This window comes from Bartonella sp. AA168HLJHH, assembly GCF_042197365.1.
GTDB lineage: Bacteria > Pseudomonadota > Alphaproteobacteria > Rhizobiales > Rhizobiaceae > Bartonella.
In genome coordinates this window covers 96,856-110,705 of sequence record NZ_JBHIRS010000003.1, presented here as the reverse complement: position 1 = coordinate 110,705, position 13,850 = coordinate 96,856, and the positions used below count along the sequence as shown (strand labels likewise).

The following is a 13,850-nucleotide window of genomic DNA, read 5'->3' as shown; positions in this document are numbered from 1 at the left end:
TTTTTCTATTTATTTTTAGTTATTGGAATGTCCTGTTGGATTTTTCAATATGCAGTAAGAAATGCGCAGTGCTAATGGAATAGCAAGACAAAATAAAAGACCCATGAGCACTATAAGAAGAGTTTTTGCTGCTAAGATCATTCCTATTGTTCCTCCAGGATTAAAGAGGCCAGCAAGATTGGTGATGACTCCTGCTAGAGTTGCACTTAAGGCCGCTGAAAATAGTTGTACAGAGGTAAGGGATTCACTGGCACGGAGAGCATCTTCATCATTTGCACATTGTAAGATCCTTGTGAGCAAATGTGGCCATGCTATACCCGCACTGATTCCAATAGAAAACAGTGCTAAGCAAATAATAAAAATATATTCAAGCGCGGAAACTTCTGTTGGGATGAGCCATAAAAGAATCACTATGCCTAACAGTTTTAATAGGGGCGAGTATACAATGATGTTGCGAATTTTTTTTGTGGAGACACCAGCACTTGAGATGGCTCCACATGTCCACCCTATGCTCATAAGTGCTGCTATATAACCAGCAACAAGTGGAGCTTGCCCATGAAGCTCTTGAAGAAAAAGTGGAAAATAAAGTTCTATACTGTATACGACTGTTGTCATAACAAGTATCAATGCGTAAACAGAAAAGATTTCAGAAGAGAAAGAAAAGGATTTGCGGGGCAACATAGGATGAGGGGTAGATGATTCGATTTTTGCTAGAACAAAGAGAAGACTAAGTCCGATAACTAATCCGCAAATTTTTGCTATTGTAGACTCCATAGCCCCTCCAACAGAAATAATAAAAATCAATAAGGAGAGTGTGAAAAGCTGGAGAAGAGGAAGAGGGGGTGTTGGAACATCGTTTTCATTCTTTTTTGGTAAAAATTTAAAGGCGATGAGTGAGAAAAATATAGCTAATACGCCAATGATCAAAAAGGATGCTCGCCATAGCCCATAATATACAGAAAGCCCCCCGATTGCTGGTCCTAACAAGGTTGATATTCCCCACATTCCAGAGATAATACTTAATGCATGTGACCATAAAGATGGGCTGAAAACAATCCGTACCATGGAATAGGATAGGGATAACAAAGAACCACTTCCAAATCCTTGGATAAAGCGTCCTATTAAAAACAATGGCATAGATGAAGAAATGCTGCACATAAAAGTGCCTAGGGTGAAGATAAGTCCAGAAATAACATACGCATTGCGAGGACCTAATTTCCCTAATATTTTTGTTGCAAGTGAAGTACCCACGAGTGAAGCTGTAATAAAGACAGTAGCCACCCAAGAATAATATATTTCACTGCCAATATGATTCATAAGAGAGGGTAAAATAGTAATAACAATATAAACGTTGGTGGCGTGTAACACAACTCCACCTGTAAACGTTAAAAAGCAAAGACCATTTTTACCCAATAAAAGCGCAGACCAGCCCTGTTTTTTCACTGTTTTTTGCTATTTAATAAAAATCTATCCTCTTTTTACTTATAAGGTACTTCTTTGAATTTGCCAAGAGAAATTCAAAGCTCTGTTTAGAGCTTTGAATTTTAATTTAAGTAATAACTTAACTGCCCATTGCTTTTTTGAGATTCTCATCAATTTTATCGAGGAAACCTGTTGTAGAAAGCCACTTTTGTTTAGGCCCAATCAAAAGTGCGAGATCTTTGGTCATAAAACCTTCTTCGACGGTTTTAATACAAACTTCTTCCAATGTCGTGGAAAAGTTTTTTAACTTCTCATTGTTATCTAGTTTAGCACGGTGCGCTAGTCCACGCGTCCATGCAAAAATAGATGCAATAGAGTTCGTTGATGTTTCTTCATTCTTTTGATGTTGACGATAATGGCGTGTTACGGTGCCGTGTGCTGCCTCTGCTTCAACAATTTTGCCGTCAGGTGTCATGAGAACAGAAGTCATGAGACCCAGAGAACCAAAGCCTTGGGCAACAATATCAGATTGGACATCACCATCATAGTTTTTACATGCCCATACGTATCCACCTGACCACTTTAATGCAGAAGCAACCATATCATCAATAAGACGGTGTTCGTAATATAATTTACGGTTTTCAAATTCAGTTTTAAATTCCGTATCGAATATTTCTTGAAAGATATCTTTAAAACGACCATCGTAAGTTTTTAGAATGGTATTTTTTGTTGAAAGATAAACTGGAACATTCCGTTGTAGTCCATAATTAAAGGATGCGCGGGCAAAATCACGAATTGACTCATCAAGGTTATACATAGCCATGGCAACCCCTGCGCTTGGAGCATCAAAAACATCATGTTCAATAACTTGATTGTCATCACCTACAAATTTAATACTTAATTTCCCTTTGCCTGGAAATTTAAAATCTGTTGCCTTGTATTGATCGCCAAAAGCGTGACGTCCGATAATAATTGGCTTTGTCCAGTTAGGAATAAGGCGAGGGACATTTTTACAGATAATGGGTTCGCGAAAAATGACTCCTCCTAAAATATTGCGGATTGTACCATTAGGTGATTTCCACATTTTTTTTAGGTTAAATTCTTTAACGCGTGCCTCATCAGGTGTAATGGTTGCGCATTTTATACCAACCCCATATTTTTTGATAGCATTGGCAGAATCTATAGTTACCTGATCATTGGTTGCATCACGATTTTCGACGGAAAGATCATAATATTTTAGATCAATGTCGAGGTAGGGATGGATTAATTTATCTTTGATATATTTCCAGATGATGCGGGTCATCTCATCCCCATCAAGTTCAACAACGGGGTTTTCTACTTTGATCTTTACCATTAGAAATCCTTTTTCTTTTAAGCAATACTACTTGTATAACACTTTCAAGTTTATAATGAAAAGTAAAAACAAGGGAAAAAAGCATTCAAATATGAGCTTTTAGAATATATTATCAATAGAGTGTAAAATTTTGGTGGAGGGTTTAATCTTTGAAAAGAAGTGATGTGTTGCAAATCTATAATTATTCTATGATTGATGAAGAATCTGTTTAATGGATAAGGTAGTTAGATCACCGGGGGACAGGGATTGTGCATTTTTATTATCAGAGATTCCATTTAATAAGTTGATCGTATTCTGAATTATAGTTTCTTGATTTTTTGTGTTAGGTGAATAAGAAACTATTTTTATATTGCTATTCCAATTCTAAGATTATGGTCTGTTTGTTTATAAAAAGTTTAATGTGATAACAAAGGCACTGTAATTAGAAATGCTTCATATAAAATGCGTTTGGGATAAACTTCAGTTTTGAAGGTTGGAAAAAACGTATAAATGATGCGGCTGGTTTTAATTTAAAAATTAACAGCAGACGCGAAAATATGACTTATAAATTACCGTATCGCGAGCTAGAATCTTCTAATTCTTATGTTTTATCGATTCTTATTGTTATTAACTGTGTGCTGTAAAGCACTATCCTCGAAATGCAACAAAGAAATTAGTTACCTAATGATTCTTGTATCCTTTTTACGAAGAGATACCTTTTAAAATCTTATTCCCTCATTTTTATTTATGCATTCCTCATTTTTAAAAACACAAATAAAATGAATATATTACACATATAAAAAAGAAACATGGTACGCCCAAGGGGAATCGAACCCCTGTTTCCGCCGTGAAAGGGCGATGTCCTAACCGCTAGACGATGGGCGCAAACCAATGATGAGGCTTATAGAGAGGATCTTTTTACTTCGCAAGCCCTCTGTGTCATTTTTTTTGAAAAAAGAGTGTTTTATTGAATAATTTTTGAGCGATTCCTGTTTGGATCATTTTATTTTCTAAGATTTTTTGTAGAAAAAATATAAAGTTATCATGATTGATAGAAAATTTTGATGTGGGAATCATCTCAGGGAATGATATTTTCAGTTTGAGGAGTAGGCAAAAATGATCAAAAACAGCATTTTTATGTATTTATTTTTTGCATATTTTATCGCTTGTTATCTTTGCTCACCACATGAGAATATTATTTAACTTGCTTGAAAGAGCCTTTATACAGAAGATTTCTCATTCGAGCTTATCATAAAACAAAAACTGTATAATTTATGAAGTAGAAAGACAATATTTATTACCAAATTAATAAATAATACCAATCATACAAAAGTTTTTTGATGAATAATCCATAGATTATTTGCAGTTTAAAAAAATATAAATAGATATCTGTATGATAAAAATGAAAATATTAAAGCAATTTTTATAGAATATATGAAAAAAATATTTTTTTATATTTACTTTTACATGTCTGTAAAATTTTTAAAATTAAAAACCATTCATTTGCTCTTTTACATATTGGGAAGGTTCTTGATTTGAAAATGAATTAGCGTGGATAAAGGGTAGATTGAGTTTTTTCTCATTTCAATTCGCTAGTTTTTCAAAGAGGTGGCAATAAGTTTAGATAAAATATTCGAGTTTTGTAAATTTATTCTCCATATTTATAATATTTCAGAATTATGGTATACAAATATTAATTCTTGTTTTTTAATTTAATGTAAGATTCTATTTTGATATATGGGTTCATTAATATTTTTGCATTAAAGATTTATATTTCAAACTATGGAATGGTAGGAAGGAATGTGTTATTATTTACTGATCTAATTTGTTTTATCCATTCTTTTAATTTATCATATGAAAGAATGTTTTTTGTTCCGTATTTGTTAATTTAGAAGAGATGTTTTTATTCTTTCTTACTAATCCTTAATATTCTTTAACTTGTTATTGATTATTTTTTAGAACTTTTCTTTATGGCAACTTGCATTTATCAGTTTTACAGATTTTCATTCTGAATTAGATGTTTTATAAAGATTCTGAAATCTTTGAAGACAATAAATATTATATTTTTAGGAATGTTGATTGAACAAGCGGGGATCATTCTATTGGAGAACATGAAGTGAATAGAGCAGGGTATTTCTTTTGTTCTTATGAACATAAGTACTTTTTGTGTTGATTGGCACATCATTTAAACGATTTTTCAGTGAAGATAGGGATCAGTGGTTAATAATGGCAGAAGCTTTAAAAGTTGGTGTTGCGGGACTTGGTACAGTTGGTACTTCAGTTGTTCGAACTCTATGTGAAAAAGCGAATAGTTTAGCTTGTCAATGTGGGCGATTCATCAAAGTTGTTGCTGTTAGTGCGCGCGATAAAGGCCGCAATCGTGGACTTGATCTCAGTGATATAAAATGGTTTGATTCACCTGTGGAGTTGGCTGCTTCTGATGAGATTGATGTTTTTGTAGAGTTAATTGGTGGTGAATTGGATGTGGTGTATACCGCTGTTAAGAGAGCGCTTGAGGCGGGACATCATGTTGTAACAGCCAATAAAGCTCTTCTTGCTCGACATGGAGTAGAGCTGGCTATAATTGCAGAAAAAAAAGGTGTTTTTCTTCATTTTGAAGCAGCTGTTGCAGGGGGGATTCCTGTCATCAAAGCGATGAGAGAATCACTTGTTAGTAATCGCATATCGCGAATTTATGGTATTCTCAATGGAACCTGTAATTATATATTAACACGCATGTTTACGGAAGGTCTTTCATTTAAAGATTGTTTAGCAGATGCACAGAGACTTGGGTATGCTGAAGCAGATCCAGCTTTTGATATTGAGGGAAATGATACTGCTCATAAATTAGCTTTGTTGACAAGCTTGGCATTTGGAACAGCTGTTTCGTTAGATGATGTTTATGTTGAAGGAATTCATAATATTTCGCAAATTGATATTAGAGCAGCTGATGAATTGGGGTATCGGATTAAGCTTTTAGGGGTTGCATTAAAAACGGATTCTGGAATAGAGCAACGTGTTCATCCAACAATGGTACCAGCATCCTCAATGATTGCACAGATAAATGGTGTAACCAATGCTCTTTCTATTCAAAGTGATTTATTAGGTGAATTACTGTTTTCTGGTCCTGGCGCCGGAGGAAAGGCAACAGCATCAGCCGTTATTGGTGATTTGGCTGATATAGCAAAAGCGCGTTCTGGTTTTCAGTATGCACCTGTTTTAAGACGTCCAGCATTAGAACTTACTCCTCATAAAAAAGCACGTATTTCGCATCATGCAGGTGGTTATTTTATTCGTTTAAATGTTCATGATCGTACTGGTGTTTTTGCCGCGGTCGCAAGGCATATGGCTGATAATCACATCTCATTGGAGTCGATTGTTCAAAGATCTTTTGTAGAAGATCAAATTGAAAAAACAATTATTTTAATTACGCATGAAACAACAGAGGTGAATGTACGACAGGCACTTGCAGAAATTGAAAAAGATGGACATCTTGTTGCAAAATCTCAATTTATTCGTATTGAACCTATGGCAAAGAATTGATAACTTTCTTGATAATAAAAAAAGCACGCTTGAGTTCTTTTATCTCTTGTGGAAAATTTTCATCTTTGCCAAAAAACTTTATTCTTAGTATTTAATAAGGACTCATATTTTTCTGGTATTCATTCGGTAGGATTTTTTCATATGCCCACAACTCAGAAGATTTTAAATGGACTTGATCGTATTTTGACGCTTGAATTGGTACGTGTTACTGAACGTGCTGCTGTTGCTGCTGCACGCTGGCGCGGACGTGGCGATGAAAAGGCAGCGGATCAAGCTGCTGTAGATGCAATGCGGCAGGAACTTAATCGATTGCCTATTGATGGTACAGTGGTGATTGGTGAAGGTGAGCGGGATGAAGCGCCTATGCTTTATATTGGAGAAAAAGTAGGTTTTCAAAGTGGATTGGCGATCGATATTGCACTTGATCCACTAGAGGGTACAACACTTTGTGCTAAAAATATTGCCAATTCTTTGGCAGTAGTTGCAATTGCTGAAAAGGGTAATCTCCTTTATGCCCCTGATGTTTATATGAACAAAATTGCTATTGGTCCTGGTTATCCAAAGGGAGTAGTCGATATAGATGCTTGTCCTACCGATAATATACATGCTCTTGCGAAGGCTAAAGGAGTGACTGTTAATCAGATTGTTGTTTGTATTATGGATAGACCTCGTCATGAAAAATTGGTTAATGAAGTACGAGCGACAGGGGCGTCGATTCGCTTGATTGGGGATGGAGATGTGGCTGCTGTTATTGATACAACTGATCCAGAAGAAACAGGTATTGATATCTATATGGGGATTGGTGGAGCACCTGAAGGTGTCTTAGCTTCTGCTGCTTTGCGCTGCATTGGAGGACAGATGCAAGGTCGTTTGCTGCTAGATACAGAAGAGAAAATTGCTCGTGCAGCTAAAATGGGGATTAGTGATCCCAATAAGGTTTATACAATGGAAGAAATGGCAAAGGGTGATGTTTTGTTTTCAGCAACAGGGGTGACAGATGGCAATATGCTTTCTGGTGTTAAATTTACATCTCGTTACATTCAAACGGAAACTCTCGTAATGCGCTCCTATACGGGTACAGTCCGTAATATTAAAGCAAAGCATAGAAATCATTCGAAATTTGATTAGTGCTTTCTTTTTTGTCACTAAAAATAGAGGGAGTTTTTCTAGGAAAAACGCTTCCATGAATCTACTTTCATGGAAGCGTTTATAGATATGAGAATACCTTAAATATTATGAGAGCTGGACAGAATGTACCCAGCCATTTTTATCTTCTATGTTCCCTTTTTGAATGCCAACCAATTGTGTACGAAGCTGCTTTGTAACTTCTCCAACTGTTTCATTTCCAATAATAAATTCTCCCCCTTTATATCTAAAACGACCAATTGATGTGACAACGGCAGCTGTACCACAAGCAAAGGCTTCTTTAAGGTGTCCACTCTTTGCATCTTCTTGAAGCGCTGCAAAAGAATAAGGACGCTCTTCTATTTTTAATCCCATTTGTTGAGCTAACCTTAAGATTGAATCACGGGTTATCCCTGGAAGGATAGTTCCATTAAGTGGGGGGGTTACAAGTGTATTATTGTCCATAATAAAGCAGACATTCATACCACCAAGTTCTTCAATCCATTTATGTTCAATCATATCAAGGAAGAGTACTTGGCTACAATTATTTTCAGTTGCAGTTTTTTGTGCAAGTAAGCTTGCTGCATAGTTTCCACCACATTTGGCAGCCCCTGTTCCTCTTGGACCAGCACGACTATAATCTGTTTCAATCCAGACGCTGACAGATTTTTCTTCTCCTTTGAAATAGGATTCAACTGGAGAGGCTATGACACAAAAAAGATATTCTTGAGAAGGGCGGACTCCCAAAAAGTTTTCATTGCCAAACATAAATGGACGGATATAGAGGCTAGCGTTGGGCTGATCAGAAACCCATTTTTGATCAATCTTTACTAATTGATGAACGGCATCCAGAAAAATATCTTTTGGCAATTCTGGCATAGCTAAACGTTGTGCTGATTCTATAAAGCGTTGTGCATTGGCATCAGGACGGAAGAGCAAGATGCGTCCATCTTTTGCACGATATGCTTTTAAACCCTCAAAAATTTCCTGTCCGTAATGTAAAACGGTACTTGCAGGGTTAATTTCTAAAGCTTTGTATTGAGAAATGATGGCATTGTGCCAGCCTTTGTCTTCAGTCCATTGAATAGTACACATGTGGTCTGTAAAAAATTGACCAAAACCGGGACTTTTTAAAATTTCTTCATATTTTTCTTCTGACAGAGGAGATGGGTGTTTTTCTATTTTAAAGGGAAGCGATGATATGGGAGATTTCATAAAAAACCTTTTGAGTATGTTTCATTTTTATTAATAAAAATAATGAAATATTTTGATTATAACTCTATTATTAACAAAACCTTTGTGTCAATGTTTTATTATAGAATACAAAGGGGTTTATTATAGAATTCAAAGGTATGGTAAGTATTTTAATTCTATCCCTACCTCTTTTTCTCAACTTTATGAAGTAAGCTGGAACTTTTGTCTATAATTATCGTTTTCTCACAATAAGTATCTGAATAATTTCATATATGCATATTTTCTAGAAATTTAAAGGTAAGGGAATTGAGAAAAGGAATCCACTATGATTGATAAAAATTATCACACATATGAAGAACGTATGGCAGCAGAAAGAAGAGATAGTGAACAACGTGTTTCAATAGCTAAGGGTATTTTTGCTATTCTTCTTGCGATGGTTATTATCTGGTTTATTTTTGGTTTTTTAGGATCTTTTTTTGCAAAATCTCCTGAACATAGTTCGCGTTATAATACCCCAGAAACAAGCCAAAGTGTAACAACGCCGAAAAAAGATTTAAATTCGCTTCCTCCTGTACCTTATACCTATAAGGGTACGGAGTAATTTTTTCGTAAATATAATCTTTTAGATAGGGCGAAAATCGACGTAGATTAAAGAATAAAGTCAGTGCAAACAGATAAGCGAAAAAGATAGGACGATTTTAATTTCTGAAGTTTTTGATAAGTAATTAAATGGTATGGAAATAAATAATGCAACGGTTGTTAAAACCGTTGCATTATTGGTTTAGCGTGTGATGAAGCAGCTTCCACCAGAACTTTTAATGGATTCACAAAGGATTATGGCTTCATTACGGTCTTGCGCTTGAAGTCGAACACGGTAATAAGTACCTTTTCCTGGTATAAAAGCGGATTGAATATTTAAAGAACGGGCACCGATAAGGAATCCAAATTTAGATTTCATATTTTTTAAAGAATTTCTAGCGAGCTCATACGTTGGTTGAGATGCAAGTTGTACGTAATAACTTTCTGAATTTTGTGCTGCGACTCTGTTTGGTGATATGGGGCGAGACGCGGCTGGTGTTTCAACTTGTGTATTTCTTTCTGCATGAGAAGGGATAGGGATAAATTTTTCTTCAATATTTGAGCTAGAATTATTTTCTGCGATTATTTTATCAATATTATTTTTGAGATCATGATCTCTTTCTTGGTCGTTTATATCAGAATCATGCGACGAAACAAGGGACGGATCTTGAAGTTCATTAGAAGTTTGATCAATGCTTTCTTCAGATTGAGCAGCAGTTTTGCTGTTTGTTTGATGCGCGGGGGCTAGTGTAACTGTACCATCTTGATTGACAATAACAGTTTGTATTTCTCGCATTGGAATAGTATGGTTTATGGCTTCTGTGACTGCATCTTCAACATCAGATTCATTTAAAGACGATGAGGAAACGTTTGAAGATTCTTCAGGGTTTAATTCTTTTAAATTTTCAGGTTGTTCAGAGTTATCAATAAGAAATTGTTGTGTATTTTCTTGTTTCTCATTTTGTTCAGTTGTTTGTTTATAGATATCTAAATTATGTGCAACATCATTTTTCGTTCCAGTTGTTTCTGGTTTGAATTTAAAAGGCGTATTATCAGCGTGGATAATGATCGTTTCTTCATTTTTTTGTGATGGCATAAAAAAATGAGAATAACCAGCAAACCCAAGTCCTATTAAAATAAGTATAAAAAAACCTTTAATGAAAGTTTTACCAAAAATAAAACTTTTTAAGGGAGGAGGAGCTGATGGAGGCGTGGGAACCTCATCTGAGCTTGTGTATGATGAATTCTCGCTAAAAGAGGGAAAATTATATTCCATATTGGCAGAAGAAAAATAGTCGGAATTTTGTTCTTTAGAGTTTATATAAACACCTTCTTTTGAATTTTGCATAGACTGATGAAAAACTTCACTAAAAACCTCATTTTTCTGTTGTTTTTGAGAAAAATTATCCGTTGGGACATTCCCTACATTGAGTACATCAGCAAATTCTTCTTCTAAACCACCATTAGTTGGCACATCATATTCTGGCGCTTCGTACGGGACTTCTGGAACCATAATAGGACCAGTTTTTTCTACGATTTCCTCTGAAAATTTATAAGTATCAACATTGGGAGGGGGAGTATCTCTGTGCGTATAGTTATGGGCAAAAAAGCCATCCGTTTGTTTTGTATTTAAAGAGGGGGATGAGGAAAGAAACTCATCTAAATTATTTTCATTATATGAAATTTCTCTATTTGGGTTAGAGGCACCTTCGCCGTTATTGATGTATTGGGCTCGAGCCTCATCATATATCGGAACTTTTTCGCCATAAGTTTCTTGTTGTGAGGGGTTTTCTGCAAAAAAATGGGGATAATTGGTTGTATGATCTTCTTGTGAAGCCCCCTTTAAATAAGATTGTCTATCAACTGGTGGAGAATCTAAAGGTGAGGAGAAGGTACTTGTTGTTTGATTTCTTGCAGTGTTTTGTCTTTTTGACACAAGATTAGAAGATGAGAAAAACTCATTTTCCTCTGTAGAAGAGGAGACATTAGGATAATCCTTTTTAATCCAATTTTCTTGATCAGCTGAAATTTTATAGGGATGGTTTATAGGAGTGTCATAGAGGTTTTGATTGTCCTCATAAGTTTTTTGTATATTCGTAGTCTCAGGTTGTTGTGAATTTATTTGTGAAAAACGATTGGTTTGTTCAACATCTTCTGGCGTCTCTCTCTTATTTTCGTGCCTTTCAGATTTATCAAAAAAGAAATTTTCTGATTCTGATTGTGACATAAGATTACTTTTTTCAAGAAAAGGATCAGCACTGGTTGCTGTTTTTTTCTGTTGATGTGATTGATTTTTTGGGATTGGTAATGGAGAAAGCTCATCTAAAATTTGTTCTTCATCATGACTGCTAGGTGAAGAATATTTCTCTTCAGATAAATTATTTTGTTTTGAATGGTTGAAAGAAGAAGATTGTGCAATATCTGAGGCTGTTGCGTTGCTGGTTGTATGCAAGTCCCATTGTTTTTTTTGATCATCAAACGGTAAGTCATGTGCTAAATTTTTTTCAAGTTCCTCTTCTAGAAAGGAGAAATCAAAATCATCATCATGGGATGATGTTTCGGGGTGAGATGTTGATCGTTCTGTTTTTAAAGAAGATTGCTCATTTTGGTTTCCGCTTTGTTTGTGCGGATTAAAAATGCGCGTAAGCCTTTCTAAAGGATCATGGTGTTCATGATCGTGTTTTGTTTCGTGTAGATTTTTGCGATCGTTATCGCTCATAGCTTTTCTCACATGATGGTTTGCACTTACGTGCAATCAATGGTTGATTTTGATTTGTTATATTAAAATTATAAATTTTCCCCCTCTCATGCAAGGATACATGAAAAAGTTTATCAATAGAGTACCTATTGTATGTATTTATAGAACTTTTTCAACGCATTTCTATGGGTGCTTCGACTCCTATGATGGTAAGCCCTGATGATAAAATATTGATAACAGCTTGTATCAATCCTAATCTTGCAAAGGATAACTCTTTATCATCAGGTTGAATAAAGCGTAAATTGAGATTTTCACTCCCTTTATTCCAATGGGTGTGAAAGCTGGAGGCAAGGTCATAAAGATAAAACGCTAATCGATGCGGTTCTTTATGAATTACGGCCTGTTCAATAATACGTGGATATTCAGAAAGTTTGCGTATTAACAATATTTCATGGTCATCTGTTAATCGATGAAGATGGGCAATCAATGTATCATTTGAAAAGCTTTTAATATGAAGCGCTTCTTGTGCTTGACGAAAGACTGAGTGACAACGTGCACTTGCATATTGTACGTAAAAGATGGGGTTATCTTTTGATTGTTCTGTTACTTTTGCAAAATCAAAATCAAGAGGTGCTTCACACTTACGGTATAGCATCATAAAACGCACAGGATCACGCCCAACCTCTTCGACAACATCCCGTAGAGTGACAAAAGATCCTGCTCTTTTTGACATGCGTACAGGATGACCGTTGCGAAAAAGTTTTACCAATTGACACAAGAAGACACTTAATTTAGCTTTACCCCCAGAAATTGCTTTTGCCATTGCCTCTAGCCGCTTTACATAGCCAGCATGGTCTGCGCCTAGAATATAAATCATTTCATCAAAATGACGATTAAATTTATCCCGAAAATAAGCAACATCAGCAGCAAAATAAGTGTAAGAACCGTCAGATTTGACTAAAACACGGTCTTGGTCATCACCGACATTTGTTGAACGGAACAAAGTTTGTTCGCTTGGTTCCCAGTCTTCTGTATTTTGTCCTTTGGGAGGGGGGAGTTTTCCTTTGTAGATATAACCATTTAAAGTGAGGTCATTGATGGTGTTACGAATGGCGCGTGCATTATCTGCATAAAGCATTCGCTCAGAGAAAAAGATATCATGATAAATATTAAGAGCAGCCAAATCTTCGCGAATCATGGACATCATTGCATGAATTGCACGTTCTTTCACAAGAGATAAGGCTTCATCTTTATCCATCGTGAGGAGTTGGTCACCAAACTCTTGAGCAAGCGATTGACCCAATGGTATCAAGTATTCTCCAGGATAGAGTCCTTCTGGAATTTCATTAATTTCTTGCCCAAGAGCTTCACGATAGCGCAATAGTACCGAATGGGCGAGGACTTCGATTTGTTGACCCGCATCATTGATATAATACTCTTTTGTAATGTTATAGCCCGTAAATTGTAGCAAATTGGAAAGGACATCTCCAACAACGGCTCCGCGGCAATGTCCTACATGCATTGGCCCTGTCGGATTTGCTGAGACATATTCAACATTGACGCATTTTCCTTGTCCCATTGGAATACGACCATAAGAAGTGCCTAATTCAAGCATAGATTTTATAGCATCTTGCCAAAATAATTTTGTAAGTTTTATGTTTATAAAACCAGGACCGGCAACATCTATATTTTCGATAGAGGAATCATTTTTAAGAAGTTCTATGATTTTATCTGCAAGTGCACGTGGATTGTTTCCAATAGATTTTGCAAGCACCATAGCAGCATTGGTTGATAAATGACCATGGGAGGAATCACGCGGAGGATCAACAGTGATTTTTGATAAATCTAGAGATTCTCCATTTTTTCCTTTTATATCAGATAATTCAATTGATCTCTTAATTTTTTTTTCGAAGTTTTTAAAGATATTCATATTTAGCTTCCATGATGATGCCAAAA

8 protein-coding genes and 1 tRNA gene are annotated in these 13,850 nt (G+C 35.6%); 3 read left to right on the top strand and 6 right to left on the bottom strand.

Annotated elements, in window-relative coordinates; all coding sequences use genetic code 11:
• Positions 1-15 precede the first annotated feature (15 nt).
• From ACFINM_RS03495 to ACFINM_RS03485, 3 genes are all read right to left on the bottom strand, one after another.
• Complete coding sequence (locus ACFINM_RS03495; RefSeq protein WP_375640459.1) at positions 16-1,443, bottom strand: MFS transporter; 1,428 nt, start codon at positions 1,441-1,443, stop codon at positions 16-18.
• Positions 1,444-1,561: 118 nt separating this feature from the next.
• Positions 1,562-2,776, bottom strand: a complete 1,215-nt coding sequence (locus ACFINM_RS03490; RefSeq protein WP_375621398.1) for an NADP-dependent isocitrate dehydrogenase — start codon at positions 2,774-2,776, stop codon at positions 1,562-1,564.
• 789 nt (positions 2,777-3,565) lie between these two features.
• Positions 3,566-3,640: transfer RNA gene (locus tag ACFINM_RS03485), tRNA-Glu, on the bottom strand.
• A gap of 1,341 nt (positions 3,641-4,981) precedes the next feature.
• Between ACFINM_RS03485 and ACFINM_RS03480 the strand changes: the two genes are divergently transcribed.
• Together ACFINM_RS03480 and glpX are read left to right on the top strand one after the other, a co-directional pair.
• Positions 4,982-6,298, top strand: a complete 1,317-nt coding sequence (locus ACFINM_RS03480; RefSeq protein WP_375621331.1) for a homoserine dehydrogenase — start codon at positions 4,982-4,984, stop codon at positions 6,296-6,298.
• 141 nt (positions 6,299-6,439) lie between these two features.
• Positions 6,440-7,426, top strand: a complete 987-nt coding sequence (gene glpX, locus ACFINM_RS03475; protein WP_375621330.1) for a class II fructose-bisphosphatase — start codon at positions 6,440-6,442, stop codon at positions 7,424-7,426.
• A gap of 105 nt (positions 7,427-7,531) precedes the next feature.
• Here the strand turns inward: glpX and ACFINM_RS03470 are convergent, their stop codons facing one another.
• Positions 7,532-8,638, bottom strand: a complete 1,107-nt coding sequence (locus tag ACFINM_RS03470) for a branched-chain amino acid aminotransferase (protein WP_375630167.1) — start codon at positions 8,636-8,638, stop codon at positions 7,532-7,534.
• Positions 8,639-8,942: 304 nt separating this feature from the next.
• Between ACFINM_RS03470 and ACFINM_RS03465 the strand changes: the two genes are divergently transcribed.
• Positions 8,943-9,218 (top strand): hypothetical protein, encoded by a 276-nt coding sequence (locus ACFINM_RS03465; protein WP_375630168.1) that lies wholly within the window; start codon positions 8,943-8,945, stop codon positions 9,216-9,218.
• Between the two features lie 180 nt (positions 9,219-9,398).
• On the opposite strand, the gene ACFINM_RS03460 is transcribed toward ACFINM_RS03465, so the two are convergent.
• Both ACFINM_RS03460 and argS read right to left on the bottom strand, forming a co-directional pair.
• Entirely contained in the window at positions 9,399-11,915 is a 2,517-nt protein-coding gene (locus ACFINM_RS03460) for an SPOR domain-containing protein (protein WP_375640454.1), read from the bottom strand.
• A 151-nt stretch (positions 11,916-12,066) separates the two neighbouring features.
• Positions 12,067-13,824: an arginine--tRNA ligase gene (argS, locus tag ACFINM_RS03455; protein WP_375640451.1), complete on the bottom strand. Its 1,758-nt coding sequence runs from the start codon at positions 13,822-13,824 to the stop codon at positions 12,067-12,069.
• Between the last annotated feature and the right edge of the window lie 26 nt (positions 13,825-13,850).